Raw genomic sequence first — 26,166 nt, 5'->3', positions numbered from 1 at the left:
GGGCGGCGCGGAAGAGTCTGAGCGCCGGGCGGCCACGGGGGGAGCCGCCCGGCGACGGGATGAATCGTACACGTCCCGTGCTGATCGCTGTCCACCCCGCTGAGGCGAGTCCGGTGGATCGGACCGCGGGGCGGGAATCGGGGCTCGCGCTGCGGCGTACCACCACCGATCATGTCAGTCTTGTACCGCACCACGCCCGAGTAACGATCATGCTGTGGAGGACCGGTGGCCCAGCCGAGCACGCCCGATGTCAGGACCTCCGGCGGGTCGACCCCGCCGGCCGCGCAGAGCACTCCGGCCGCGGACGCCACCCTGCTGGAACAGGCGCTGTTCGAGGTCAAGCGGGTGATCGTCGGGCAGGACCGGATGGTGGAGCGGATGGTCGTCGCGCTGCTGGCGCGGGGGCACTGCCTGCTGGAGGGGGTGCCGGGGGTGGCGAAGACGCTCGCCGTGGACACTCTCGCCACGGTGGTCGGCGGGTCGTTCGGTCGGGTGCAGTTCACGCCGGACCTGGTGCCGGCGGACATCATGGGCACCCGGATCTACCGACAGTCGAGCGAGAAGTTCGATGTCGAACTGGGGCCGGTGTTCGTCAACTTCCTGCTCGCCGACGAGATCAACCGGGCGCCCGCGAAGGTGCAGTCGGCGCTCCTGGAAGTGATGAGTGAGCGGCAGGTCTCGATCGGTGGGGAGACGCACCGGGTGCCGGACCCGTTCCTCGTGATGGCCACCCAGAACCCGATCGAGCAGGAGGGTGTCTACCCGCTGCCGGAGGCACAGCGGGACCGGTTCCTCATGAAGATCGTCGTCGGCTACCCGACAGCCGCCGAGGAGCGGGAGATCGTGTACCGGATGGGCGTGGCGCCGCCGGAAGCCGCCCCGGTGTTCACCACCGCCGACCTGGTCGCGCTGCAACGTAAGGCGGACCAGGTCTTCGTGCACAATGCCCTGGTGGACTACGCGGTCCGGCTGGTGCTGGCCACCCGGACCCCCGCCGAGCACGGCATGCCCGACGTCGCCCAGCACATCCAGTACGGTGCGAGCCCACGAGCCTCGCTCGGCCTGGTCCGCGCGACCCGGGCCCTGGCGCTGCTGCGCGGCCGGGACTACGCACTACCCCAGGACGTGCAGGACATCGCGCCGGACATTCTGCGGCATCGGCTGGTGCTGAGCTACGACGCGCTGGCCGACGAGGTGCCAGCCGACCACGTCGTCGGCCGGGTGATGGCGACGATCCCGCTACCCACGGTGGCGCCGCGCCAGCAGGCCACCCCGGCCCCGGCCGTGCCACCCGGCGCCGGGTGGCCTGGGCAGCAGCCGTGACCCCACCCGCCGGTCGGCCAACTGACGCCACCGGCCGCGACTCCGCCGATGCCACCGCCGGTAGGCGCACCGAGGCCGCGCTGTCCCGGCTGCACCTGCTCGTCACCCGCAAGCTCGACGGGCTGCTCCAAGGTGACTACGTCGGCCTGCTACCCGGTCCGGGGAGCGAGGCGGGGGACTCGCGCGAATACCGCCCGGGCGACGACGTGCGGCGGATGGACTGGCCGGTCACGGCGCGTACCACGATGCCGCACGTGCGGCGCACGGTGGCGGACCGGGAACTGGAGACGTGGCTCGCGGTGGACCTCTCGGCCAGCCTCGACTTCGGCACCGGCCGCTGGCTCAAGCGGGACGTGGTGGTGGCCGCCGCCGCGGCGCTGGCACACCTGACCGGCCGGGGCGGCAACCGGATCGGCGCGGTGATCGGCACCGGGGGCGAGCCGGCGGCCGCCGGCCGGGGCGCGCCGACGGCTGGGCCCGGCCGGTTTGTCCGGCTGCCCGCGCGCTCCGGTCGCCGGGAGGTGCAGGCGCTGGTCCGGGCCGTCGCCGGCACCGAGATCCGGCCTGGCCGCGGCGACCTCGGTGCCCTGGTTGACCGGTTGAACCGGCCGCCGCGGCGGCGTGGGGTGGCGGTCATCATCTCCGACTTCCTGGCGCCACCGGCCCAGTGGGCCCGGCCGCTGCGCAAGTTGCGGGTACGCCACGACGTGCTGGCCATCGAGGTACTCGATCCGCGGGAGCTGGAACTGCCCGACGTGGGTGTCCTGCCGGTGGTGGACCCGGAGACCGGCGAACTGCACGAGGTACGGACGGGCGACCCGCGGCTGCGCCGCCGCTACGCCGAGGCCGCCGCCGCCCAGCGCGCGGAGATCGCCGCGACGCTCCGCGCCGGGGGCGCCACCCACCTGAGCTTGCGTACTGACCGAGACTGGCTGCTGGACATGGTGCGCTTCGTCGCCGCGCAGCGGCACACCCGCACCCGGGGGACGACACGATGATTCGTTTTCTACAACCGTGGTGGCTCCTGGCCGTACTGCCGGTGTTCGTCCTCGCCGGGCTGTACGTGTGGCGGCAGCTGCACCGTCGGGCGTACGCGCTGCGGTTCACGAATGTGGAGCTGCTGCGTACGATCGCGCCGAAGGGCCTCGGGTGGCGTCGGCACGTACCGGCGACCGCGTTCCTCCTCTGTCTGCTGGTGCTCGCCACGGCGCTGGCCCGGCCGTCGATCGACACCCGACAGCCCCTGGAACGGGCCACCATCATGCTCGCGGTCGACGTCTCCCTGTCCATGCAGGCCGACGATGTGGCCCCGAACCGGCTGGCGGCGGCCCAGGAGGCGGCCCAGCAGTTCATCGCCGAGCTGCCGGCCAGCTACAACCTCGGGCTGGTCTCGTTCGCGAAGGCGGCCAACCTGCTGGTGCCGCCGACGAAGGACCGGCAGGCCGTGGTCACCGCCATCAACGGCTTGGCGCTGGCCGAGTCGACGGCGACCGGGGAGGCGGTCTTCACCTGTCTGGAGGCGATCCGGTCGGTACCGGCCGACGGCGCGGCCGGGGTTCCGCCGGCCCGGATCGTGTTGCTCTCCGACGGCTATCGCACGTCGGGCCGGTCGGTGGAGGCGGCCGCCGCGGCGGCGCAGGCCGCCAACGTCGCCGTCTCCACGATCGCCTTCGGGACCGACGGCGGTCAGGTCGACATCGGTGGCCAACGCCAACGGGTGCCGGTGGACCGGCTCGCCCTGGCGGATCTGGCCGCGACGACCGACGGGTACTTCTACGAGGCGGCCTCGGTGCGCGAGCTGAAGCAGGTCTACCAGGACATGGGCTCGTCGATCGGGTTCCGGACCGAACCGCGCGAAGTCACCCAGTGGTATGCCGGGGTGGCGTTGCTGCTGGCGCTCTGCGCCGGGGCGACGAGTCTGTTGTGGTCGTCCCGGATCGTCTGACGCCGCTGCCGGCGGCGTCCGGAACGGACGGGGATGCGGTAGCGGTCAGTGACCGCTGCCGGCTAGGACGAAGAGGACGGCCACCCAGACCGCGGCCAGGGTAAAACCCAGGGGGGCGACGTAACGGCTCATGGGAGTTGGCTCCGGTGGCGACTGGGCGCGGGCGTCAGGGCCCGCGGGAGGGTGGTCAGAACGCACACACAAAGTCGTGGCCGGCAGCTCCGACCGTCCACCGGTGCCAGGTCCGGCGGTGGGCCGGCGCCCGGTGGCGCGAGGGAGCGGGTTTGTCAGCCGTGCTTTCGGGACTCAGCGGGGCTGACGGTCGGCCCGGCCACGACTCGGAGGATCGCTATCTCGCACAGCGATCACCTCCTGCGGTCGGCGGGGCCCAGGGCTGCGAGTCGTAAGGCGAGCTCGCAAAACGGCGCCATCGTACACCCTGGCCGGTGGGGCATCGAAGCGGGCCGGGGCGGGGGTGACGGTCGTCGGGTGGTTGCGGTGGGTTTTGCCCTGTCGGTGACGTTCGCCGTCGTGGCGCGTTAGCGCTTACCTGCCGGTAACCCCTAGGCTCCGACGCGACGTGGAGATCTTCTGAGCTGAGGGGGAATCGTGGCCCGTACCGTGCTGGTGACCGGGGGTAACCGCGGTATCGGTCTGGCGATCGCTTCGGCCTTCGTCAAGCAGGGTGACCGGGTGGCGGTGACCTACCGGAGTGGGGCGGCGCCCGGCGCCGACGCGGCCGACTCGGAGACCGGCGCCGGTCGCCTCTTCGGCGTCCGCTGCGACGTGACGGATTCGGATTCGGTGGACGCGGCGTTCACCGCCATCGAGGCGGAGCTCGGCCCGGTCGAGGTGCTGGTGGCCAACGCCGGCATCACCGATGACACGCTGCTGCTGCGGATGTCCGAAGACCAGTTCACCGGGGTGCTGGACACCAACCTGACCGGCGCGTTCCGCTGCGCCAAGCGCGCCTCGACCAAGATGCTTCGAGCCCGGTGGGGTCGGATGATCTTCATCTCGTCGGTGGTCGGGCTCTACGGCAGCCCGGGCCAGGTCAACTACGCCGCCAGTAAGGCCGGCCTGGTCGGCGTCGCCCGCTCCATCACGCGAGAGCTGGGGAGCCGCAACATCACCGCGAACGTGGTGGCACCCGGCTACGTCGAGACCGACATGACCGCAGCGCTACCCGAGGACCGCAAGACCGAATACCGCAAGGCCATCCCGGCGGGCCGCTTCGCCGCCCCCGACGAGGTGGCCAGCGCCGTCACCTGGCTGGCGGGGGACTCCGCCGGCTACATCAGCGGTGCGGTCATCCCGGTCGACGGTGGCCTGGGCATGGGGCACTGAGAGGAGACATCGACATGTCAGGACTGCTCGCCGGTAAACGGCTGCTGGTCACCGGCGTCATCACCGACGCCTCGATCGCCTTCTCGGTGGCGCGACTCGCGCAGGAGAACGGCGCCCAGGTGGTACTCACCGGCTACGGTCGGCTCTCCCTGGTCGAGCGGATCGCCAAGCGGCTACCCGAGCCGGCTCCGGTAATCGAACTGGACGTGACCAACCGCGAGCACCTCGCCGCGCTCGGCGACCGGGTCCGGGAGCACGTCGACGGCCTCGACGGGATCGTCCACTCCATCGGCTTCGCCCCGCAGAGCTGCCTCGGCGGCGGCTTCCTCGACGCGCCGTGGGAGGACGTCGCGACGGCCGTGCACGTCTCGACCTACTCGTACCAGGCCCTCGCCACCGCGGCGCTGCCGCTGATGGCACCGGGAAGCTCGGTGGTCGGGCTCACCTTCGACGCCACCAAGGCGTGGCCGGTCTACGACTGGATGGGCGTGGCCAAGGCCGGCCTGGAGTCCGCCAGCCGCTACCTGGCGCTGCACCTGGGCCCGAAGGGCATCCGCAGCAACCTGGTCGCGGCCGGGCCACTGCGTACCGTCGCCGCGAAGTCGATCCCCGGCTTCGAGCAGTTCGAGGACGCCTGGTCGGCGCGGGCGCCGCTGGGCTGGAACCTCACCGACTGTGAGCCGGCCGCCCGGGCCTGCCTGGCGCTGCTCTCCGACTGGTTCCCGGCGACCACCGGCGAGATCGTCCACGTCGACGGCGGCTACCACGCGATCGGCGCCTGACCGGACGACGGCCCCTGCCGTGCTACGCCGCAGGGGCCGTCGTCCGGTCACCGAGCCACCGGGGAAGAATGAGGCCATGGCGTACGACGCGGTGGTGCTGGTTTCTTTCGGCGGGCCCGAGCGGCCCGAGGACGTGATGCCGTTCCTGCAGAACGTGACCCGGGGCCGGGGTGTGCCGCCGGAGCGGCTGGCCGAGGTGGCCGAGCACTACCAGCACTTCGGTGGAGTGTCGCCGATCAACCAGCAGTGTCGGGAACTACTCGCCGCGGTGCGGGACGACTTCGCCGCCAACGGCGTTGACCTGCCGGTCTACTGGGGCAACCGGAACTGGGACCCGATGCTCGCCGACACCGTGGCGCAGATGCGCGACGACGGGGTCGAGCGGGCCCTGGCCTTCGTGACCAGCGCTCTCGGCGGCTACTCCTCCTGCCGGCAGTACCAGGAGGACATCGCCGCCGCCCGCGCGGCGGTCGGCGCGGACGCTCCGGTGATCGAGAAGCTCCGTCAGTTCTGGGACCACCCCGGGTTCGTCGAGCCGCACGTCGATGCGGTGCGCACGGCGTTGGCCCAGCTGGACCCGGCCCGGCGGGACAGCACCCGGATCGTCTTCACCGCCCACTCGGTCCCCACCGCCGCGGCGGCAGCGGCCGGCCCGCACGGTGGCCGGTACGAGGCGCAGTTGGCGGAGACCGCGCGGCTGGTGCAGGCCGCCGCTGCCCCTGACCTGGCCCATGACCTCGTCTGGCAGAGCCGTTCCGGGCCCCCACAGGTACCCTGGCTGGAGCCGGACGTCAACGACCACCTCGCCGAGCTGCCCGGGCAGGGCGTCACCGGGGTGGTGGTCAGCCCGGTCGGGTTCGTCTCCGACCACCTTGAGGTGGTGTGGGATCTGGACACCGAAGCCCGGGAGACCGCCAAGCAGCTCGGCCTGGACTTCGTCCGGGCCGGCACGCCGGGCACCGACTCCCGGTTCGTGGCGATGGTGCGCGAACTGGTCCGGGAGCGTACCGATCCGGCTGGCGCGACGTTGCGCCGGCGCCTCGGCGACCTGCCGATGTGGGACACCTGCCCGACAGCCTGCTGCGTTCCGGCCCGCCGCCCCTCCTGACCGCTTCGGCGGCCCGACACCAGGGATCCGAGAGATGAATGATCGTAAGCCTGTCCAGAGCTGGCTCACCGACATGGACGGGGTGCTGGTGCACGAGGGGCAGCCGGTGCCCGGCGCGCCGGAGTTCATCGCCCGACTGCGCTCCTCCGGCCGGCCGTTCCTGGTGTTGACCAACAACTCCATCTACACGCCGCGCGATCTGCAGGCCCGGTTGGTTCGGATGGGGCTGGACGTGCCGGAGTCCGCGATCTGGTCGTCCGCGTTGGCCACCGCGCAGTTCCTGGCCGACCAGCGGCCGGGCGGCACCGCGTACGTGATCGGGGAGGCCGGGCTAACCACGGCGCTGCACGCGGTCGGCTACGTGCTCAGCGACTTCGCGCCCGACTACGTGGTGCTGGGGGAGACCCGTACCTACAGCTTCGAGGCGATCACCAAGGCGATCCGGTTGATCAACGACGGGGCCCGCTTCATCTGCACGAACCCCGACGTGACCGGGCCGTCGATGGAGGGCGCGCTGCCCGCCGCCGGTTCGGTCGCCGCGATGGTATCGAAGGCGACGGGAGTGGAGCCGTACTTCGTCGGGAAGCCGAACCCGATGATGATGCGGTCGGCGTTGAACACCATCGACGCGCACTCCGAGTCAACGGCGATGATCGGCGACCGGATGGACACCGACATCCTCTGCGGGCTGGAGGCGGGTTTGGAGACAATCCTGGTCCTCACCGGCATCAGCAGCCGGACGGAGGCCGAGCGCTACCCGTACCGGCCGTCGCGGATCGTGAACTCGGTGGCCGACCTGATCGACGAGATCTAACGCCCGGCTGCCGGGGCCGCTACGGGCGTAGCGGGGCGTTGCAGGCGGCGGCCAGCGCCTGCCGGCAGGCGCTGGTCAACGGGCGCAGCGCCGCGTCGCGCTGTTGGGCCTCGTAGTTGTTGACTGCGCCCCCTGGGGCGGCCTGCCCCGCCAGGGCGAGCACCCGGTCCAGCACGGCGGCCCGGGCGAAGAGCCGGCGGGCGCGGGGGTCGAAGCCAGGTGGCAGGTCGGTGGTGCCGTCGGGGCGGCGCAGCGCCTCCAGTGCCCCGGCCAGCTCCGGCCGCCACTGGGCCACGTCGAGCCGGGTCAGGGTGGCAGTGGTTTCGGCGAGAGCGGCGGCCAGCTCCACCTCAGCCTCGGCCGCCCCGGGGAGGGCGGCCGACGCGGCCGCCGCGTCGGCCGGCAGCGGGTAGCTCCGCCACAGCACGGTCTCGAAGACGTCCCCGGAGCCGGAGGTGTGGGTGCGCAGCTGCGGGACCAGGCCAAGTGAACCGGCGACCACGCCCTCGCCGGCGATCAGGGCGGCACCGGCGAAGTCGCCCGGGCCGGGCAGCCCGCGCGGGTCACCGGGCGCGGGCAGCACCAAGCGGATCACGTCGGGCGAGAGCTTGGCGAGCGTGGGCAGGGCCGCGGGCAGGGGGACATCGGTCCAGGTCCCGGGCGCGTCGGCGACCAGATGCTCCTCGTCACCGGCGATGGCGTCGGCGACCTCGTCGAACGGCACCAGCCCGGCACGCCACGCGCGTACCCAGGCAACGAACCGGCTGGACCGGCGTGGCGCGAGGGTGGCTGCGCCAGCGGCGGGGGTGGACATGCCGAAAGGGTACGTCCTCCTGCCCGCCTCTGTCTCGGCTGCCGCACCAGCCGTCCCGCGCCCGATGGGGCAGGCCGGTACGGACCTTGGCGCCCTCCGTCGGTGCCACGTGGCGCGATTTCGCCGGGGCGGTGGCTGCCGACGTGCAACCGCACGGAGTCCGATCTCGTCCTGTTTACTGTGACCCCCTCAGAAGAACAGTCGTTCACCCAGTTCGTGCGGAACCACGCTGACGGGCTGCTCCGCCTCGCGCGGCTGTTGGTGCCGGATGCGGCTGAGGCCGAGGACCTGCTCCAGACGGCCTTACTCCGGCTGGCCAAGCACTGGTCCCGGCGGCTCGACTCACCCGAGGGGTACGCGCGAACCGTCCTGGTCAACCTGGTGCGGGACCGCGGTCGGCGTAGCCATCTGGTCCCCGTCCCGGTCGCCGTGCCGGCGGTGGCGGATTGGGCGGCCGCGGGAGCGGATCACGCCGAGGCGATCGCGGCCCGCGCACAGCTCGATCAGATCCTTGCGGTGCTGCCACCCCGGCAGCGGGTGACGGTGGTGTTGCGGGTCATCTACGACCTAAGTGAGAGCGAGACGGCGGCAATCATGCGGTGCTCGACCGGCACCGTCAAGAGCAACCTGGCGCGTGGATTGAAACGGGTCAGCGCCAGCCTGACGAGCACCCGTACTTCTGTGGAGGAGCCCGCGCGATGAACGACACCTCGAAGGTCTCCGGCGAGGCGGCCGAGCAGCTCCGTACGCTCGCCGCGGTGGCCGCGCCCAGCACGCAGTTTCGCCCTGACCTGGCTCGCGTGCTCCTGGGTCGGGTACGACGGCGGCAGCGGGTACGGCGCCTGAGTCGCGCCGCGATTGGCGTTGGCGCCGGGCTCGCGGTGGTGGGTACCGTCGCCGCGGCCACGCTGCTCGGTCGGGGCGACTACTTCACGGTGATCGAGCCCAGCCTCGCCATGGAGCCCACGATCATGGTGGGCGAACAGGTGGTTTTCAACAGAAAGCTCGAACCAGCGCGGGGTGATGTCGTGTACGTGCAGCTCAGCGACGTTGACCCGGGGGGCGACGTCACCGCCACCTTCCGGGTCGTCGCCCTGCCCGGCGACAGCATCGGCTGTCCGCCCGGCCCGGATGGCCGCTGCGAGGCTCTCGTACTCAACGGGGCGCCGGTGCCCGATCCGCACCTGGAGCCGGCGGCGGTTGCTCCCTTCCCCACGGAGACGGTGCCGGCGGAGACGGTGTTTCTGCTCGGCGACAATCGTGCCGCGGCGCGGGATTCGCGCTACCACGGCCCGGTCGAGATCGATGCGGTTGCTGGCGTGGCGGTGGAGATCAAGGACGCGAACGGGACGAGTCGGGCGGTGCCGGGGGCACCGTCCCACAACGGGCCGGGCGACCGCGACAACGTTGACCCGCCCGGCCCGATTCCACCGGCCGGGGTTTCCGTACCGGCCCCTCGCTGAACCCGGCGCGTTCCCTGCGGTGGACCGGCGTGCCGGGTCGGCGGTGGGGGCCCGCCGGGGCTAGCTTGATCGGCATGGCAGGGCGCTACGACCATGACGTGTTGGCGGGGGACTGGCGGCGGCGCCGGGTCACCCCGGAGGTGACCGCGGAGCTCGACCTGGTGGTCGAGGACGCCGACTCGGGGTTCTGCGGCGCGGTGGTCGGGTTTGAGGCCGGCGCGGTGCTGCTCGAGGACCGGCACCGACGGCGGCGTACCTTTCCGCTGTTACCGGCGGCGTTCCTGCTTGACGGTGAGCCGGTGACGCTGCGTCGCCCCTCCCGTCCAACGGTGCCGGCGGCTCGGCGGCGGACCGCCTCCGGCTCGATCGCCGTCGACAACGTCCGCGCCCAGGTGGCGAAGGCCAGTCGGATCTGGGTGGAGGGGGTGCACGACGCCGCGTTGGTGGAGCGGATCTGGGGCGACGACCTGCGCGTCGAGGGTGTGGTGGTGGAGCCGCTGGACGGGATCGACGATCTCGACGCCCGGGTACGCGATTTCGCCCCCGGTCCGGGCCGGCGGCTCGGCGTACTTGTTGATCATCTCGTCCCCGGTTCCAAGGAGAGCCGGGTGGTGGCCCGGGTGACCTCGCCGCATGTGCTGGTGACCGGGCATCCCTACGTGGACGTGTGGCAGGCGGTGCGGCCGGCCGTACTGAACATCTCGGCCTGGCCGGTGGTGCCGCCCGGGCAGCCCTGGAAGGAGGGGGTCTGTGCGGCGCTCGGTGTGGCCGAACCCGCCGAGCTGTGGCGGCGGATTCTGTCCCGGGTGAACTCCTTCGCCGATGTCGAGACGCCGTTGATTAACTCAATGGAGCGGTTGATCGATTTCGTCACCGAACCGGCGAGTTGAGCCAGGAATCGGGCGCCGCGTCTTTGTGGCGCTGAGCCCTGGCGCCGTTGGGTCGTCCGGGCATCGGGAGTCCGGCGGGGCGTCCCGGCTGACCCCGGTTCGGTACCGGACTCGACCGGGGGAGCGTGCGTGCCTATCGCACCAGATGTCGATTCGATGACACGTGCACCGGCATGTCACGATCGTGGGGTGGACGCGGTGCTGTGGATTGTGGTCGGGGCGGTGCTCGCCATCGCCGAGATTTTTACGACGACGCTGTTCCTAATTATGTTTTCGGTCGGGGCCTTCGCGGCGGCCGGCGCGGCGGCACTCGGGGCTCCCGTGGAGATCCAGGCGGTCGTCTTCGCCGTGGTCTCGGCGTTGACCGTGCTGGGTGCGCGGCCGATGTTGCGGCGACGGTTTAACCTGACCCCGAAAGATGGCTCATCGTTCGGGGTCGGAGCGATCGAAGGGAGCGCAGCTCTTGTGCTGGAGCGGGTTGACGCCGAGAACGGTCTGGTAAAGATCGACGGCGAGTTGTGGCAGGCCCGCTCCTATGATGCGACCCAGGTCTTCGCGCCGGGCGACCGGGTGCAGGTGATCCAGGTGCGCGGCGCCACGGTCCAGGTGTGGCGAGATGACGTTTCCCGGCCCGGTGAACTACCTGAAGTGAAAAGGTGAATATGGACACTATTGTGCCAATCCTCCTGATAGCCTTGGCGGTTATCGCCGTGGTGACCCTGTTCCAGGCGGTGCGGATCGTGCCGCAGCAGCGCGAGGACGTGGTGGAGCGGCTCGGTCGATACCGACGTACGCTGAAGCCGGGGCCCAATCTGCTGTTGCCTTTCATTGACTCGGTGCGCACCAAGGTCGACATGCGGGAACAGGTGGTTGTCTTCCCGCCACAGCCGGTTATCACCTCGGACAACCTGGTCGTTTCGATAGATACGGTGCTCTACTTCAAGGTGGTCGACTCGGTTCGGGCTACCTATGAGATTGAGGACTTCCTGCACGCCATTGAAGAGATCACCGTGACGACGGTGCGTAATGTTATCGGCTCCCTCGACCTGGAACGGGCCCTGACCAGCCGGGAGGAGGTCAACCGGCACCTCTCCGGCGTGCTGGATGAGACCACCGGTCGGTGGGGAATCAAGGTCACCCGGGTGGAGATCAAGGCGATCGAGCCGCCGCCGAGCATCCGGGACTCGATGGAGAAGCAGATGCGCGCCGAGCGGGACCGGCGGGCCGCGATCCTCAACGCCGAGGGGCACAAGGAGTCGCAGATTCTCACCGCCGAGGGTGAGAAGCAGGCGGCGGTGCTGCGCGCCGACGGTAACCGGCAGGCCCGTATCCTCGAGGCCGAGGGGCAGGCAAAAGCGGTTCGTACCGTCTTTGACGCCATCCACCAGGCGAATCCGAGCCAGAAGGTGCTCGCCTACCAGTACCTGCAGGCCCTACCGCAGATCGCCAACGGTTCCGCCAACAAGGTCTGGATCGTCCCGGCGGAGCTGACCAAGGCGCTTGAGGGCATGGGAGGCGCGCTGGGGGGCCTGAGCCAGATGGTCGGTGACTCGCCGTTGCCGGAGGCGTCCGACGGGGCCAGCCAGGTCGAGCGGGAGGCCGAGGAGGCCGCGCGGGCCGCCGCGGACACCGCGCGGCAGATCCACGACGAGGTTCGCGTCGCTGAGGCGCAGGCATCCGGAGGCGGAACTCCGGCGGAGTTGCCCGCACCCGAGCCAGTCCCGGCGGAGGGCTCACCCGACGACGCCACCGACCAGCGCCAGCAGGGCTGACCACCAGCGCCAGCGATAACACGAGAACACCTCATGAGGCGCTCCGGTGCCTGCCACCATCGGTCATAGGGCGGGTGGTGACCAGGTTTCGGGGCGCCTCGGCGCGTCCCGCACCGCTCGGGCGGAGCGAGGTGACAGATGAAGAAGGCGGACAGGCGACGCCGCTCCTCGGCATCGGAAGCCGGGACGCACGATCCGGTCGCGCCACTGGGTACCCGTCGTACCGGTGGCGGGTTCGCGGTGTTGCCGTTCATCGGGGAACCGCCACCGAGATTGCCAGCTACCGACGCGACCTGGGCGTGGTCGATCCGTCGGCTGGCCCGCGCGGCGGTGTGGCTGCTACCCGCGTACGCGATCCTCTACGGGATCGTCGCGATGGCAAGCGACCGGGGCATCGGCAACGCGCCGTACCCGACCGATGGCCGCCCGCTCTTCCTGGCCAGCTGGCTGCTGGCGACCTGGTTGGGGCTGCTCGCGGTACTCGCGCTGACTGGTCTGCTGGCGGCGACCCGGAGCCGCCGGGCCGCGGTGACCGGGCTCTTGTTCAGTATCGCGGGCCTGGTTTTGACGCTGCCGTTCGCCGGCTTGGCCGCGCAGACGCCGGTCTTCGGCACCACCGCCCGGGTCCTGGTTCTGGTCGGCTCCGCCTGCTACAGCTTGGGTTGGCTGGCCACCGGATGGGCGGTCGCCCGTTCCGGCATGTTCAGCATGGGCGACGGCGTGATGTTGATGATCGCGGCGCCGCTGCTCGGCCTGGCGGGTTCGCTGCTTGGTTCGTTGCAGCCCTTCGGCGCGATCTTCGCGCTGATCGCCGGCATCGGCATCGGCTACCGTTCCGGCCGCCTGCTGCCAAGGGACATCATTCGCGACGTCACCAATGCCAGCCTTCCGACGACGGCACCGACGGCACCGGCGACGCCGGCCGCCGGTGGCCCGGCCGGGACTGGTGGACCGTTGGCCGCGGGCTGACCTGGCCGTGCCGGGACCGATGGACCGTTCGCCCGTGGGCTTGCCTGTCTCGGCCCGGATCACCGCGGGGCTGGCAGGTCTATCGTCGGGCTAGTTTCAGACACGTCGGTACCCTCCCCGGTTCTGCTCCCGCATGGTTGGTGACAGTCCCCTGGGTCCGAAGGGACCCAGGTCACTGCTGACAGCGATGAGGGAGCACACCGATGGAAGCGCGCATGCCAAGTCTGACCGGTCCCGACGTGATGACAGCGGTGCAGCATCTCGGTAAGGCGATCCAGGCCGGGGGCGTCGCCCCGGGCCTGCTGTCCCTGATTCACCTGCGGGTCAGCCAAGTCAATAGTTGCAGCCCGTGTGTCTTCGGCGCGGTTCGGTCGGCGCAGGAGGCGGGGGAGCCAGCGGAGCGGCTGCACAACGTGACCGCCTGGCGGGACACGCCCTTCTTCACCGAGGCGGAGCGGGCGGCCTTCGCCCTGGCGGAGGCCGCCACCCGAATCCAGGACGGGGCACCGGGCGTGACCGACCAGATTTGGGACGACGCCGCCGAACACTTCACCGAGGAGCAACTGGGTGCGATAACCCTCCAGATCGCACTGGCCAACTTCTTTAATCGTATTAACCACACTATTCGGGAGCAAGCCGGTAAAACGTGGTGAGTGGCGGTGGGGTGCCGCTACTTGCCCGGTTTGTCCGCCTGAACGGCCGCACGGGTGGTTAAAGCGGGGAAATAGCTGGCCGTAGCCGGTGAATTGGCTGACAGTCGTCGTTCAGGCTGGCCGGTCTGCACATTTCCTGGCAATCCTGGACGCCATGGCCCTGCCCCGTACGCCGCTGTCTCGGCTGTTCACCGTGCTGCTCGCCGGCCTGCTCGCTGGTCTTGTCCTGGCGGTCACCGTGCTGCCGGGCAACCTGCTGCTCGGGTTCGCGGCCCGGTCGGCGCTCGGGAGCTACTCGTCGCTGCCGGACGTGCTGCGGACCCCGGCCACCCCACAGCGCTCCTACCTCTATGCCAACGACGGCACGACGCCGATCGCGAGCTTCTACGACGTCAACCGCACCGACGTGGGGTTGGCCGAGATCGCGCCGTCGCTGCAGGCGGCGATCGTGGCGGCCGAGGACCGCCGCTTCTACGACCACGGCGGCGTGGACCTGCGGGGGATGGCCCGCGCCTTGGTCGCCAACGTGACCGGCGGCGGGACCGCGCAGGGCGGCTCGACCCTGACCATGCAGTACGTCCGCAACGTACTCAAGACCGACCCCGGGCTGACGGCCGAGGAGCGCGCCGCGGCCACCGAGCAGACCGTCGAACGCAAGCTGCAGGAGATCCGGTACGCCAACGCGCTCGAGCAGCAGCTCAGCAAGGACGAGATCCTCAACCGCTACCTGAACATCGCCTACTTCGGCTCCGGCGCGTACGGCGTTTCGGCGGCCAGCCAGCGGTACTTCGCCAAGACTCCGGCGGAGCTGACCCTCAGCGAGTCGGCGCTGCTTGCCGGCTTGGTGCAGTCACCCGAGGCGTACAACCCGATCGACGGCGACCAGGAGGCGGCGCTGGACCGGCGGGGGTACGTGCTCGACGCGATGGTCGCCACCGGCGAGATCACCGCTGCCGAGGCCGCCACCGCGAAGGTGGAGCCGCTGACGTTGCGTCCCACCGCCCAGCCGAACGGCTGCACCGCCGCGGCCGGTGGCGAGGACGACTGGGGCTTCTTCTGCGACTACCTACGCCAGTGGTGGCTGACCCAGCCCGCCTTCGGGGAGACCGTCGAGGAGCGGGAGCAGGCGCTGCGCCGGGGCGGCTACACGGTGGTCACCTCGCTGGACCCGGAGCTGCAGGCGACGGCGCAGCAGCAGGTCACCAGCGTCTACGGGTACGACAGCGAGCGCGCGCTGCCGCTCGCGGCGGTGGAGCCCGGCACCGGCCGGGTGCTCGCGATGGCGGTGAACCGGCACTACAGCCTGGCGGCGAACCCGGCCGGGCAGCCGAACTACCCGAACACGGTGAACCCGCTGATCTCCGGCGGCGGCAGCATCGCCGGCTACCAGGCCGGTTCAACCTTCAAGCTTTTCACCATGCTCGCCGCCCTGGAAGCGGGGATGCCCCTCGCCACCGGCTTCGACGCGCCCAGCCAGCTGCCGACCCGGTACGCGGCCGAGGGCGACGGCAGCTGCGACGGACGCTGGTGCCCGGCCAACTCCAACCCGGAGTGGATGGACGGCTACCGGATGATGTGGGACGGCTTCGGCCGTTCGGTGAACACGTACTTCGTCTGGCTCTCCGAACAGGTCGGTCCGGAGCAGGTGGTGGAGATGGCGCAGCGCCTCGGCATCACCTTCCGGTCCGAGGCGGACGCGGCGTTCGCCGAGAACAACGCCGAGAACTGGGGTTCGTTCACCCTCGGTGTGGCCGCCGCCACCCCGCTGGACCTGGCCAACGCGTACGCCACCGTCGCGGCGGAGGGAACATACTGCGCGCCACTGCCGGTGGTTTCGGTGACCGCGCCGGACGGTTCCGCGGTGCCGGTCGGGCCCTCCTGCGAGCAGGTGCTCGATCCGGAGGTGGCGCGGGCCGCCACCGATGCCGCCCGCTGCCCGGTCGGCCAGCAGTCCTCGACTGGTCAGTGCAACGGCGGCACCGCCACCTCGGTGAACCAGATCCTGGGCGGCCGGCCGGTCGCCGGCAAGACCGGTAGCTCCGAGGGGAACGCCACGGAGACCTTCGTCGGCTTCACCCCGCAGGTGGCGGTCGCCGGCATCGCCGCGAACCCCGACGACACCACCGACGCGGTCGGCCAGGCGGTGCAGGCGCAGGTGATCGACGCGGTCGCCGAGGTGATCTCCACCGCCGTGCAGGGGGAGCCGGAGCAGGGGTTTGTCGCGCCCAGCCCGGAGTCGGTCGGTGATCCGCGTACCCCGGCCGAGGGGCCCGAGCCGGACCGTGGCCCGCAGCGGGAGCCCCGCGACGACGGTGGCCCGGTCGGCGAGTTGCGCCGCTGGCTCGACCGGCTGAACCGTGGCTGATCATCAACGTGTGTTGATCGTGAGCTGTACCGCCGACGACTTCTGAGTTGTCACCTGTAACGACGCCCCGCCTGGCCGTGCGGCCAACGGCGGGGCGTCGTCATTCGGATCGGTTCCGGCCGTTCGGGCGGGAGGGTGGTGTTGTGGGCTGGTGGCACCCTTGCTGCTAATTGGGGCGTGTTGGTCGGCGTCGGCGCGTGGCGTAGATCAGGATGACACCGGCCAGGATGGACAGGGCGCCAGCGCCGGTGGTGGTGGTCAGGTTGGAGCCGGTGATGGGTAGGTCGGGCTCGTCGGGTGGTGGGGCGACGGTGACGGTGATGGTGGTGGGTGGGGATTGGCTGTTGGGGCAGGTGTTGGTGCTGGTGTAGTGGGCGGTGAGGGTGTGGGTGCCGGTGGGGAGTGCGGCGGTGGCGGTGGCGGTGGCGTTGGTCAGGGGGGTGGTGGTGAGGGGGGTGGTGTTGGTGCGGAAGGTGATGGTTCCGGTGGGGGTGTCGACGTTGCAGGTGACGGTGGCGGTGAGGGTGATGTTCTGATCCGCTGTCGGGTTTGGTGGTGTGACCTGCAGGGCGGTGGTGGATGCTGGCGGTGGTGCGGTCAGGGCCAAGCTGTGGTTGTCGCCGGCGGCGATGGCGGTGATGGTGACGCCGGTGGGCAGGCTGACGTTGACGGGTGTGCTTCTTTCGGTGTTGGTTCCGTCGCCCAACTGGCCGAAATTGTTGTCGCCCCAGGCCAGGGTGGTACCGGTGGAGGTGACCGCCAGGCTGTACAGGTTGCCGCCGGTGATGGCGGTGATGGTGACGCCGGCGGGCAGGTTGACGTTGACGGGTGTGCTTCTTTCGGTGTTGGTTCCGTCGCCCAACTGGCCGAAGCTGTTGTTGCCCCAGGCGAGCATGGCGCCGGTGGGAGTCAACGCCAGACTGTGTTCGTCGCCGGCGGCGATGGCCGTGATGGTGACGCCGGCGGGCAGGCTGACGTTGACGGGTGTGCTGCGGTTGGTGGTGGTTCCGTCGCCCAACTGGCCGTCGAGATTGTCGCCCCAGGCGAGGACGCTGTCGGCGGACGTCAATGCCAGACTGTGGTCGCCGTGGGCGGCGATGGCCGTGATGGTGACGCCGGCGGGCAGGTCGACGTTGACGGGTGTGCTGCGGTTGGTGGTGGTTCCGTCGCCCAACTCGCCGTCGTTGTTTTCGCCCCAGGCGAGGACGGTGCCGGCGGACGTCAACGCCAGACTGTGGTCGTCGCCGGCGGCGATGGCGGTGACCGTGACGCCGGTGGGCAGGCTGACGTTGACGGGTGTGTTCTTGCTGGTGGTGGTTCCGTCGCCCAACTGGCCCTCGGAGCTATCTCCCCAGGCGAGGACGGCGCCGGCGGACGTCAACGCCAGACTGTGGTCGTCGCCGGCGGCGATGGCCGTGATGGTGACGCCGGCGGGCAGGCTGACGTTGACGGGTGTGCTGCGGGTGGTGGTGGTTCCGTCGCCCAACTGACCGTCGAAGTTGTCTCCCCAGGCGAGGACGGCGCCGGCGGACGTCAACGCCAGACTGTGGTCGCCGGTGGCGGCGATGGCAGTGACCTCGGTGCCCGGGGGCAGGCTGACGTCGACGGGTGTGCTCCGGTTGGTGGTGGTTCCGTCGCCCAACTCGCCGTCATCGTTTTCGCCCCAGGCCAGGAGGGTGTCCGACGCGGCACCGGACGGTGCTGACGTGTTCCGTGCGGCCGCAGGCCACACGCCGGCGACTGCCTGCGTGGCTGTCACCGCCAACACCAGAAGGAACCCGCCGACGATGGCCCGCCCGGCCCGGCCCGCGCCGGCGCTTCGGCTTGGCCGCTGGCAAAACCTTCGCATCACTCCTACCTCCACACCGGCATGCATCGCCAACAGGACAGAAGCTAGTTTCAACCACCCATCCCGCATGGATGCGGAGAAACGCCCTGAAGAGGACATCCAGTGATGCCGCCTTCAGTCGTCGCACCTGCGACGGCGGTGGCCTTGTCGATCGCCTCATCGCTGGGCCTGGCAGCTGACGACGCGATCGTCCTTCAAGCCTCGAACAGGCTCACGCTGCGCCTGCTGCCCGGTGACGTCCTGACCCGCGTGGTCGCTCCCGCCCTGGAGTACGCCGATCAGGCGCATCTCACCCGAGAGCTGAGGCGGTTGACGAGGCGCCGTCCCACGACAACCAGACGGGGTTCCGCTCCGCGACCGTACGGGCACGGGGCGGAACCCCTGGTGTTGCCGGCACGATGGGCCTCAGCCCGGGCAGCCGGCAACGTTGACGCAGTTGTTGGGCCGGTTCTTGATGACGGTCGTGCCAGTAGCCGTGTTCAGCTCGACCGTTCCACCTACCTCGTTGAAGATTCCACCACCGTCGGTGACGGCGATATTCTTCTTGATCGTGCTGTCGTACAGGGCGAGCGCGCCGAGTGCGTCATTATAGATGCCCGCACCACGAGCGGCACGATTGCCGCGGACCTGGGTGTCGAACAGTGACAACTCGCCAGCGTTGAAGACTCCTCCGCCGTCGGTATTGGCGGTGTTGCCCTCAATGACACCCTGCCGGACGACGGCTGAGGAGGCACCGACAATCAACCCACCGCCGCCACCGCGGGCGGCGTTGTCGGCGATGACGACACCGTGCAGGGCGATCTGCGAGGTAATGGCCACGACGCCGCCGCCCTCGACGTTGGCGGAGTTACGGACTACCCGCGAGTCGGTGATCGATGCGGTTCCTCCGGTGACGAGCAGTCCACCGCCGACCACAGATGTTGCCCGATTCCCGATGATTTCACTGCGGGCGGCAGTAACGGTGCCGGTGCTGGAGATGCCACCACCGTTGGTGGCGACGTTGCCATCTACAGCGGAGGAGTGAATCCTGAGCACGCCCGTGTTGAGGATTCCACCCCCGTTCTCACCGGCGATGTTCCGTTCGATGCGGGAGTGCTTGATAGTGGTGGTTCCCAGGTTCCGGATGCCACCGCCCCCCTGTGCGCTGATGTTGCGCACGACCATGGTGTGATCCAGGGTGAGAGCACCGCCGGTGTTGACGAAGATCGCCCCGCCGTTTTCGATGGTCTGCGCGCCGGTGATGGTCAGGTGGTTGAGGGTGAGATCACCGCCGGTGTCGACGGTGAGGATCCGGAACTGGTCAACCGCGGCTGCCCGCTTGATTGTCGTGTGCTTTCCACCATTGAGCGTGATCGGGGCGGTAATCACGGGCAGACCAACACCCCCGAGATCAGCGGTGAGCAGGTAGGTGCAGCCCTTGGCCAGGTCGAGCACGGCACCACCACGCGCATTGCCCGCACTGATCGCGGCAATCAACGTGTCCGCATCGCACGCGACCGGCACACCCTGCCCCTTACCCCCCTTCCTCCCCTTGGCCTCACCCAATCCCTCGACAGCACCCTGGCCGTCGTCGCGGTACCCGCCTCCGGGCCGATCCCCAGCGGACGCCCCCGGCTGCTCCTCGGCGCTGGTGAGGACACGTCCGCCCGCACCGACGGCCGGCGTCGCCACCCCACCAACGACAGCCAGCGCCAAGCCGGTCGTACCTACCAAGCCGACGACCCATCGCCGCCATCGTGGCCGCGAAAGGCCACCACCAAAACGATCTAACTTGTGCCTGCCGTTGTGGTCCTGATATCTCATCCGGTGTCAACGCCTCCTTCCCAGTGAACGGCGAGGAGCCCTGCCAGCCGCGAGGGCGGGACGGTGCTCCTCGGCTACCGGACAGGCGGTAGCAACCAACCCCGGACGCTAAACCGGCACCAGTCCCAGCCGAACGCGAAACCGAAAAAGACGCCGAAACGGGGCAGCGCTATGTCGCGATGAACATCATCATCATCATCATCACCACCACCACCATTGTATGATCGCCGATCTTGCATGCATGATCTCAACGGCATCGATCGCTCCGGTCGCCACCGAAGGTGAGGCGGCGTCACAATCGACACACCTCGCACCCCAGGAAACGTGCTGGCGGCAGAGCGCGGGTGCGGTCTATTGGCCTTGAATGTGTTGCCGTGGAGCTTTCGAATCCGCGCGGAGTGGCGCAGTCGGCTCCGCGCCGGTGCTCGGCAGCGACGGTCGGCGACCATGGTTGGTGCAGGTGCCGCCCAGTGGTTTTGATGTTATCGGTCATCCTCGCTTTCGCGGTTGATGGACTGCCCTGAACTCATTCCGGGTACGGGCGCTTTCTCAGCTCCTCCGCCGAAATTTGGGTCTTCCCCCGACGTGTGTCCATGCCGCACACTCTGTCAACACGCCATGGGATGAGTACACAGCATTTGTGCACGTTGTTGGGACGTCCGAGAACATCCTTGAATGGAGGCAGGATGAACTATGCATTGCAGCGGGCCATGGTCGAGGCGGGGGAGACCGCGGAGAGCCTGGCTGCGCAGACCGGTGTTGACCCGAAAACTGCGGCGCGTTGGATTACGCCGGGACGTGTTCCGCGGCCCCGTCGCCGCCTGCAGGTGGCCACCATCCTCGGCCGGGAGGTCGAGGAGCTTTGGCCGGATGTCGTCAAACGTCGCGAGCCGGAGTGGTTGCGGGAGTGGGTTGACTGGGAGCGCGAAGCGGTCGCGGTGCGCTGGTTCGAGCACACCTGGATTCCCGGCCTGCTCCAGACCGAGGACTACGCCCGCGCGACCCTCGCCGGCGAGGCGCTGACCCCGGGCGAGGTCGACGAGCTCGTCGCCTCCCGGATCAGTCGACAGGCCATCCTCCGCACCGACCGCCCTCCGCTGCTGACCGCCGTCATCTTCGAGGGGGTGCTCTACCAGTCGGCCTACGGCGACCACCGGCTGATGCGCGAACAGCTCGAGTTTCTCGCCGAGCGCGCCACCGACGACACGGTGCAGGTCCACCTGGTGCCCAAGGACATCGGGATGTATCCGGGGCTCGGCGGCGGCTTCATCCTCGCCGAACTGCCCGAGGTCGAGCACGTCGCACACGTCGACAGTCAGGCGCCCGCGCAGATCCTCCGACAGGCCGCCGACGTTGCTACCCTGAGCCGAAGGTGGGAGCGCATCAGGGGCGAAGCCCTCCCCCGAGCTTCCTCCTTGGAGCTGATCAGAGAAGCGGCGGGATCATGGACTTGACCGGTGCGCGATGGCGCAAAAGCAGCAAGAGCGGCAACAACGGTGGCTCGTGCGTTGAGGTCGCCGACAATCTCCCCGGCGTCGTCGGCGTCCGGGACTCCAAGGACCCGACCGGGCCGGCGCTGGTCTTCGGCCCGGCGGCGTGGCGGGCCTTTGTCACCCGACTCCCCGACGGCAGCTGACCGACCCGACACCGACGTGCCCGCCCCCTCGGGGCGGGCACGTCGTTTCTGGAACCGGTGTCACCGGTCAACGGGGTCACGGGTTGTGGGTCACCTCGAAGCCCGCACCGTAGATGTCAGCGGGGTCGGCGGCGTCTCGCGCGCGAAGGTCGGCGAGGATGTTGGCGGAGCTGGTGTATTGGTACGGGGGAGTTTCCAGACTTATCCCCTTGGTAATGCCAGCCCACGGTCCTTCGGCCTGGAATCCGTTCTCCTCGGACGGGTAGGCGCTCCCCGGCACGTGCCAGATCGTGGGACCCCCCGAGTCGCCTACCTTGTGTGGGGCGAAGGACCGGTAGACGCCGTCCCAATTAAGTGCTATGTGGGCATACCAGACGCCGAGCTGACCCGAGACGACGATTTCATTGTTGTGGAACCACGACGTGGGACGGAGTAGCCGTTCGTTATCCAGGGCGGGATTCAATGCGTTCGGGCTGGCCGTGCCGCCCGGGGCCTCCACTTCACCGGTCTGTTTCAGGTACGGCCCCTGTGCGGAGGGTGTCACCTCCGGTACCAGTTCGATGATCATGTAGTCCTTGGTTGGGTGGCCCGTCATTGACCAACCCGGGTCTTTGAAGTAGCGAACGTACCCGATCGGTCCAAACGCTATGTCCTGTCGATGGTAGACGGGAATGACGTTTTCGGGGATCTCGCGATCGGAGTAGTTCGGATCGATGATGCAGCGACCGGCCGAGATCGCTATTTCTCGACCGTAGTCGTCGGAACCTACCGCGCCGATCGTGCAAAATTTGTCGGGCGCTGATTGGCTGAAGACAATCTGCATGGAATTGTGGACGCGCTTTTCTGGCTCCGCGTTCGCGGTGCCAACGCCGAGGGTGCTACCGAGCATCAGCCCGACGGAAATCGCCCCCAGCCATCGGATTTGCATTCGCCTTTTGGGCGGCAGGGCTCGCATGTGGACCTCCTTTGTAATTGCGTGTCGCCCCACCGTACGACACATGCGGTTAGTGGAAATTAATTGTTAGATTACTGACGATTGGCTAGCCATTTATGCCCACGCGGTGTAGGGCGCGGGTGAATGTGGATGGTAGCGCCTACCGCTTGCGGTAGGAGTGGTTGAGGTGCTCCTGAAGCCGGAAGTGGCGGAACTGGTAAACCGCACCACTCTGCCGGAGTGCGCCTTGATGGTAGGCGTGTTCCAGAAAGGCAATCGTGTTCCACGGCAGCCGGCCAGTCAGCGGTAGCCACACCCGGCACAGGATCACCCACTGCCCCCAGGCGGTGAAGCAGAACGCGTACGACAGGGCACTGCCCAGGCCACCGGCAGCACCGATGAGCAACGCGTCGGGCAACTCCCAGCTCAGTGGCCCGAGAGGGCCCTGGAGCAGGTTGACGACCAGCCGTCCACCGAAGGCGATGGTCAGGGTGAGCGCGGGGGCGAGGATGAGGACCTGTTGGCCCACGGTCGTCCGGTTCGCGGACAGGAGGTGGACCGGAGTGGCGGCGAAGGAGACGTCCACCGGCACCTCCAGCGCGGCCAGGAGCCCGAACACCAGCCCGACCGCCAAGCCAAAGATCAGCCCGAAGACCAGCATGTTGATGAGGGTGGCCCGGATCGCTTCGGGAGTCGTGAGCGGGGCGTCCCAGTACCGCGCGCGTACGACGGCGACGGCGACGGCGCAGCCGACGCCCATCACGAATCCGCCCAGCAGGACAACCGCGAACCGGAGCGTGAACGCCCGGGCCGGCGGGCGGGCGCTGCCGCTCCGGCCGCGACGCAGCCGGAGCCGCACGTGGGCCGGTTGGAAGGTGCCGCCGAAAGCGATAATCGCCGCGTAGACAGCCCCGAACGCGAGGCCGGCCGACAGGCCCATCATGGCCCCTTCCACCAGGATCTGCCCGCGGCTGACCTGGGCCGCGACCAGTCCGACAGTCCAGGTTGACCCGGCGATACACAGCGCGGAAACCACGGTCGCGGCGGCGATCCGCGTCGAACGACGAAGGGAGTCACCGAGCTGCCACCACGCGAGGTCTCGCCGAGGCTGGTGGGGCCGCACCAGCTGGTGGGCGAGGTAGCCGAGCCAGTGCGCCGCGCGCTGCGGGTCCCAGCTCTGTCGCCAGCGGCCACCGGCGTTGCGCCCAGGCAACGACGGTCGGTGCACCGTCGAGACGAAGCCGGCCAGCAGGTGTTTCTCGACGGACTCCGCGCTGGGGAAGCGGACGCTGTCCAGAAGCTCGGCCGGATCCCGGCCCGGTGCCTCGCTGTACAGCGTCCGTGCCAGGGCGACCATCAGGGGAGTGGTCAGTACCTTCGTGAGGACCCCGGCCGCCGCGGACTGCCGGGTCTGCAGCTGTTCCAGTACGGGATCCCACCCCGCCCCGGTCTCGTCGCGGCCGGCCGGGCGGGCGGTTCGGGGTAGGTAGGCCGTGAGATCGTCGAGGGTGAGGTCAACGAGTTCGATGCCCGCTGCCCAGTTCAGCGGCGCCCCGGCTCTTCGCACCGCGTCGGCGTACTCGTCCCGGCGGCTCGTCAGCACCAGCGGCAGTGAGGTCGCGTTGAGGGCTTCGAGCGCGTCCCGCCGTAGGCCTTCGGCGATCTCGTCAAACCCGTCCAGTACGGGCAGGATGAGATCTGCGTCGACCAGTGCGGCGGCCAGCGTCGGCCCACCGGGAGTCCGGCGGGCCAAGTGTGGATGGTCCCGCAGCAGCTGACCGACCAGCCAGTCCCGCAAGGTGGTGGCCGTCGCGTCCCAGGTGCCGATGTTGAAGATCAGCGGCACCCGATCGGGAAGGGAAAGCGTCGCCAGGAAGTCCAGGACAAACCTGATCAACAGGATCGACTTTCCCGAACCCGTCCGGCCCAGGATCACCAACCGGCCGGACCGGATCCTCCCGTAGACCTCGGCGATACGGTGCAGCTCACCACCCAGGTCCAGCTCACCACCAAGGTCCAGCTGTGCCGTAGCTCCCGGTGGCAGGCGCTGGATGTTTGCCGCGTAGTCCATCAGCGATTCGGGGGCCGACCGCCAGCGCAACGGCAACGGAAACGGGTCGTGGACCTGGCGCTGCTCCTCCTCACGTTGCCACCGCCGCCGGGATTCCCTCGCCAACGCGCCCGCAGCCGCCAGCACGGCGGCCGGCGGTGCCGACACGGGAGCCCGATCCGACGGTGACCGGGGTGGCTCGCCCGCCGACCCGCTTGGGCCAGGACCCGCGGGTACGGCCTGAGCCATGGCCGCGGCCGGGATGCCGGCTCTCGCCAGCATCGTCGCCAGGTGCTCGCGGTCCGCGGACCCGAGCTCAAGGGCGTCAGCCAACAGGTTCAGCGTTCCCAAGCGGTGATCAAGATTTGTCGCCGACTCCAGGCGGCGAATCGTGCGGACACTCACGCCGGACCGTTCCGCCACCGCCTCCTGCGTCAACCCCGCTTGATTCCGTAGTTGGCGCAAGAGCGGTCCGAGTTGATCCGTCACCTCGCAGCTCCTCCCCAGGCGCAGCTATCGATCAGCGTAACGGTAAGCTCCGGTCATCGATGGCCGGTGCGATGTCCTGTCGCGGCAACCCGGGCGGATGTCATCATCCGCGCCGCCCGATCCGCGCGCCGCCGGGTGGGCCCGACCCGCGGCACTTACGCCGCCCCGGTTGCGCCACCAACTGCGGTGCTCCTCGGGCGGGACGGGGCGGGTGGACGGGGCGCCGGCCGCGGCGTCCGGCAGAATCGTCCGGTGCCCGTCCACCAGATCACCGACCCCGACGACGACCGGATCGCCGACTACCGCGCCCTCACCGACGTGGAGCTGCGGACCCGCTGGGAACCACCGCACGGCCTCTTCATCGCCGAGGGCGAGCTGGTGCTGCGGCGCGCGCTGCGCGCCGGCTACCCGGCGCGGTCCTACCTGGTGGACGCCAAGCGGGTGGAGCAGATCGCCGACCTGGACAACGGGGGCGCCCCGGTCTACGCCGCCACTCCCGACGTGCTGCGCCAGGTGACCGGCTTCCACGTACACCGGGGGGTGCTGGCGTCGTTCCGTCGCCGGCCGCAGCCGACGGCGGCCGACGTGCTCGCCACCGCCCGCCGGGTGGTGATCCTGGAAGATGTGAACAATCACACCAACCTCGGGTCGATCTTTCGGGCCGTCGCCGGGCTCGGCGTGGACGCGGTGCTGCTCTCCCCGACCTGCGCCGACCCCCTCTACCGCCGCAGTGTCCGGGTCAGCATGGGGGAGGTGTTCGCCGTGCCCTACGCGACGCTCGGCCCCTGGCCCGACGCGCTCGCCGAGGTCCGCGCCGCCGGCTTCTCCGTGCTGGCCCTGACCCCCGCCCCCGACGCGGTGCCGATCCAGCGCCTCGAACCGGCCCAGCGGGCCCGGGCGGCGCTACTGCTCGGCGCGGAGGGCGCCGGCCTGACCCGGGAGGCGATGGACGGCAGCGACGTCCGAGTGGTGATCCCGATGCGCCGCGGTGTCGACTCGCTCAACGTCGCCGCCGCCACCGCCGTCGCCTGCTGGGAACTCGGCCGGGACGACCCGCTCTGACCACCGGTAACGGTCACCCCGCAGCGCGCTGCTCAACCCCAGCCCCGCCGCTGGGTACGGGAGCTTAGTGACCAACGTCATACGAGGTAGCGTGTCGC

The 26,166-nt window shown here is 69.7% G+C and carries 23 protein-coding genes; 18 read left to right on the top strand and 5 right to left on the bottom strand.

From position 1 onward, the window contains the following. Positions 1-225 precede the first annotated feature (225 nt). The 7 genes from T398_RS18130 to T398_RS18100 all read left to right on the top strand — a co-directional run bounded on the left by T398_RS18130 (position 226) and on the right by T398_RS18100 (position 7,319). Positions 226-1,323: an AAA family ATPase gene (locus T398_RS18130; protein ID WP_496448446.1), complete on the top strand. Its 1,098-nt coding sequence runs from the start codon at positions 226-228 to the stop codon at positions 1,321-1,323. Continuing rightward, complete coding sequence (locus tag T398_RS18125) at positions 1,302-2,321, top strand: DUF58 domain-containing protein (RefSeq protein ID WP_496448445.1); 1,020 nt, start codon at positions 1,302-1,304, stop codon at positions 2,319-2,321. Before T398_RS18130 ends, T398_RS18125 begins: the two co-directional genes overlap by 22 nt. Further along, positions 2,318-3,268: a VWA domain-containing protein gene (locus T398_RS18120; RefSeq protein WP_496448443.1), complete on the top strand. Its 951-nt coding sequence runs from the start codon at positions 2,318-2,320 to the stop codon at positions 3,266-3,268. Before T398_RS18125 ends, T398_RS18120 begins: the two co-directional genes overlap by 4 nt. Before the next feature lie 609 nt (positions 3,269-3,877). Beyond that, entirely contained in the window at positions 3,878-4,615 is a 738-nt protein-coding gene (fabG, locus tag T398_RS18115; protein ID WP_496448441.1) for a 3-oxoacyl-[acyl-carrier-protein] reductase, read from the top strand. 14 nt (positions 4,616-4,629) lie between these two features. Next, the gene (gene fabI, locus T398_RS18110) at positions 4,630-5,397 is read left to right on the top strand and encodes an enoyl-ACP reductase FabI (RefSeq protein WP_496448439.1); all 768 of its coding nucleotides are present in this window, start codon (positions 4,630-4,632) and stop codon (positions 5,395-5,397) included. A gap of 76 nt (positions 5,398-5,473) precedes the next feature. Beyond that, on the top strand, positions 5,474-6,505 hold the full coding sequence (locus T398_RS18105) for a ferrochelatase (protein WP_496448436.1): 1,032 nt from the start codon (positions 5,474-5,476) through the stop codon (positions 6,503-6,505). Positions 6,506-6,539: 34 nt separating this feature from the next. Continuing rightward, complete coding sequence (locus tag T398_RS18100; protein WP_033665548.1) at positions 6,540-7,319, top strand: HAD-IIA family hydrolase; 780 nt, start codon at positions 6,540-6,542, stop codon at positions 7,317-7,319. Between the two features lie 19 nt (positions 7,320-7,338). Here the strand turns inward: T398_RS18100 and T398_RS18095 are convergent, their stop codons facing one another. Continuing rightward, entirely contained in the window at positions 7,339-8,133 is a 795-nt protein-coding gene (locus T398_RS18095; protein ID WP_496448434.1) for an Rv1486c family protein, read from the bottom strand. Between the two features lie 180 nt (positions 8,134-8,313). Between T398_RS18095 and T398_RS18090 the strand changes: the two genes are divergently transcribed. The 8 genes from T398_RS18090 (at position 8,314) to T398_RS18055 (ending at position 16,245) form a co-directional block, all read left to right on the top strand. Beyond that, entirely contained in the window at positions 8,314-8,835 is a 522-nt protein-coding gene (locus T398_RS18090; RefSeq protein WP_496448432.1) for a SigE family RNA polymerase sigma factor, read from the top strand. Further along, entirely contained in the window at positions 8,832-9,596 is a 765-nt protein-coding gene (lepB, locus tag T398_RS18085) for a signal peptidase I (RefSeq protein WP_496448430.1), read from the top strand. Before T398_RS18090 ends, lepB begins: the two co-directional genes overlap by 4 nt. A 74-nt stretch (positions 9,597-9,670) precedes the next feature. After that, the gene (locus T398_RS18080; protein ID WP_496448429.1) at positions 9,671-10,486 is read left to right on the top strand and encodes a DUF3097 domain-containing protein; all 816 of its coding nucleotides are present in this window, start codon (positions 9,671-9,673) and stop codon (positions 10,484-10,486) included. Between the two features lie 189 nt (positions 10,487-10,675). Continuing rightward, the gene (locus T398_RS18075) at positions 10,676-11,146 is read left to right on the top strand and encodes an NfeD family protein (RefSeq protein WP_496448428.1); all 471 of its coding nucleotides are present in this window, start codon (positions 10,676-10,678) and stop codon (positions 11,144-11,146) included. Positions 11,147-11,148: 2 nt separating this feature from the next. Beyond that, entirely contained in the window at positions 11,149-12,258 is a 1,110-nt protein-coding gene (locus T398_RS18070; RefSeq protein WP_496448427.1) for an SPFH domain-containing protein, read from the top strand. Positions 12,259-12,396: 138 nt separating this feature from the next. Beyond that, positions 12,397-13,227, top strand: a complete 831-nt coding sequence (locus tag T398_RS18065; protein WP_496448426.1) for a hypothetical protein — start codon at positions 12,397-12,399, stop codon at positions 13,225-13,227. 215 nt (positions 13,228-13,442) lie between these two features. Further along, the gene (locus T398_RS18060; protein WP_496448424.1) at positions 13,443-13,880 is read left to right on the top strand and encodes a carboxymuconolactone decarboxylase family protein; all 438 of its coding nucleotides are present in this window, start codon (positions 13,443-13,445) and stop codon (positions 13,878-13,880) included. Between the two features lie 88 nt (positions 13,881-13,968). Then, a complete protein-coding gene (locus T398_RS18055; protein ID WP_496448422.1) occupies positions 13,969-16,245 on the top strand; it encodes a transglycosylase domain-containing protein in 2,277 nt (758 codons plus the stop codon). Between the two features lie 166 nt (positions 16,246-16,411). Here the strand turns inward: T398_RS18055 and T398_RS18050 are convergent, their stop codons facing one another. Further along, positions 16,412-18,094, bottom strand: coding sequence for an RCC1 domain-containing protein (locus T398_RS18050; RefSeq protein ID WP_496448421.1), 1,683 nt, complete (start codon positions 18,092-18,094; stop codon positions 16,412-16,414). 405 nt (positions 18,095-18,499) lie between these two features. Next, positions 18,500-19,897 carry an autotransporter outer membrane beta-barrel domain-containing protein gene (locus T398_RS18045; protein WP_496448419.1) on the bottom strand — a complete coding sequence of 466 codons (1,398 nt, stop codon included), beginning with the start codon at positions 19,895-19,897 and terminating at the stop codon, positions 18,500-18,502. Positions 19,898-20,583: 686 nt separating this feature from the next. Between T398_RS18045 and T398_RS18040 the strand changes: the two genes are divergently transcribed. Then, positions 20,584-21,351 carry a DUF5753 domain-containing protein gene (locus T398_RS18040; protein ID WP_496448417.1) on the top strand — a complete coding sequence of 256 codons (768 nt, stop codon included), beginning with the start codon at positions 20,584-20,586 and terminating at the stop codon, positions 21,349-21,351. Further along, entirely contained in the window at positions 21,342-21,533 is a 192-nt protein-coding gene (locus tag T398_RS18035; protein WP_496448415.1) for a DUF397 domain-containing protein, read from the top strand. The genes T398_RS18040 and T398_RS18035 overlap by 10 nt, the downstream gene beginning before the upstream one ends. Before the next feature lie 76 nt (positions 21,534-21,609). Here T398_RS18035 and T398_RS18030 read toward each other — a convergent pair whose 3' ends face one another. Together T398_RS18030 and T398_RS18025 are read right to left on the bottom strand one after the other, a co-directional pair. Next, positions 21,610-22,488 carry a hypothetical protein gene (locus T398_RS18030; RefSeq protein ID WP_496448413.1) on the bottom strand — a complete coding sequence of 293 codons (879 nt, stop codon included), beginning with the start codon at positions 22,486-22,488 and terminating at the stop codon, positions 21,610-21,612. Positions 22,489-22,627: 139 nt separating this feature from the next. Continuing rightward, on the bottom strand, positions 22,628-25,030 hold the full coding sequence (locus T398_RS18025) for a helix-turn-helix domain-containing protein (RefSeq protein ID WP_496448497.1): 2,403 nt from the start codon (positions 25,028-25,030) through the stop codon (positions 22,628-22,630). A 111-nt stretch (positions 25,031-25,141) separates the two neighbouring features. Between T398_RS18025 and T398_RS18020 the strand changes: the two genes are divergently transcribed. Beyond that, entirely contained in the window at positions 25,142-26,068 is a 927-nt protein-coding gene (locus T398_RS18020) for a TrmH family RNA methyltransferase (RefSeq protein WP_496448496.1), read from the top strand. Positions 26,069-26,166: the final 98 nt, after the last annotated feature.

The sequence above is a fragment of the Salinispora goodfellowii genome (assembly GCF_059570675.1).
The sequence above is the reverse complement of the archived record's forward strand: the minus strand, read 5'-3'. Positions and strand labels throughout refer to the sequence as shown.

What these genes read in the sequence shown, in the direction of transcription:
- T398_RS18120 (WP_496448443.1), top strand. Translation starts at nt 2,318, where the DNA reads ATGATTCGTTTTCTACAACCGTGGTGGCTCCTGGCCGTACTGCCGGTG.
- T398_RS18035 (WP_496448415.1), top strand. Translation starts at nt 21,342, where the DNA reads ATGGACTTGACCGGTGCGCGATGGCGCAAAAGCAGCAAGAGCGGCAAC.
- T398_RS18080 (WP_496448429.1), top strand. Translation starts at nt 9,671, where the DNA reads ATGGCAGGGCGCTACGACCATGACGTGTTGGCGGGGGACTGGCGGCGG.
- T398_RS18070 (WP_496448427.1), top strand. Translation starts at nt 11,149, where the DNA reads ATGGACACTATTGTGCCAATCCTCCTGATAGCCTTGGCGGTTATCGCC.
- T398_RS18030 (WP_496448413.1), bottom strand. Translation starts at nt 22,488, where the DNA reads ATGCGAGCCCTGCCGCCCAAAAGGCGAATGCAAATCCGATGGCTGGGG.
- T398_RS18100 (WP_033665548.1), top strand. Translation starts at nt 6,540, where the DNA reads ATGAATGATCGTAAGCCTGTCCAGAGCTGGCTCACCGACATGGACGGG.
- fabI (WP_496448439.1), top strand. Translation starts at nt 4,630, where the DNA reads ATGTCAGGACTGCTCGCCGGTAAACGGCTGCTGGTCACCGGCGTCATC.
- T398_RS18065 (WP_496448426.1), top strand. Translation starts at nt 12,397, where the DNA reads ATGAAGAAGGCGGACAGGCGACGCCGCTCCTCGGCATCGGAAGCCGGG.
- lepB (WP_496448430.1), top strand. Translation starts at nt 8,832, where the DNA reads ATGAACGACACCTCGAAGGTCTCCGGCGAGGCGGCCGAGCAGCTCCGT.
- T398_RS18060 (WP_496448424.1), top strand. Translation starts at nt 13,443, where the DNA reads ATGCCAAGTCTGACCGGTCCCGACGTGATGACAGCGGTGCAGCATCTC.
- T398_RS18105 (WP_496448436.1), top strand. Translation starts at nt 5,474, where the DNA reads ATGGCGTACGACGCGGTGGTGCTGGTTTCTTTCGGCGGGCCCGAGCGG.
- T398_RS18040 (WP_496448417.1), top strand. Translation starts at nt 20,584, where the DNA reads ATGAACTATGCATTGCAGCGGGCCATGGTCGAGGCGGGGGAGACCGCG.
- T398_RS18095 (WP_496448434.1), bottom strand. Translation starts at nt 8,133, where the DNA reads ATGTCCACCCCCGCCGCTGGCGCAGCCACCCTCGCGCCACGCCGGTCC.
- T398_RS18050 (WP_496448421.1), bottom strand. Translation starts at nt 18,094, where the DNA reads ATGCGAAGGTTTTGCCAGCGGCCAAGCCGAAGCGCCGGCGCGGGCCGG.
- T398_RS18045 (WP_496448419.1), bottom strand. Translation starts at nt 19,897, where the DNA reads ATGAGATATCAGGACCACAACGGCAGGCACAAGTTAGATCGTTTTGGT.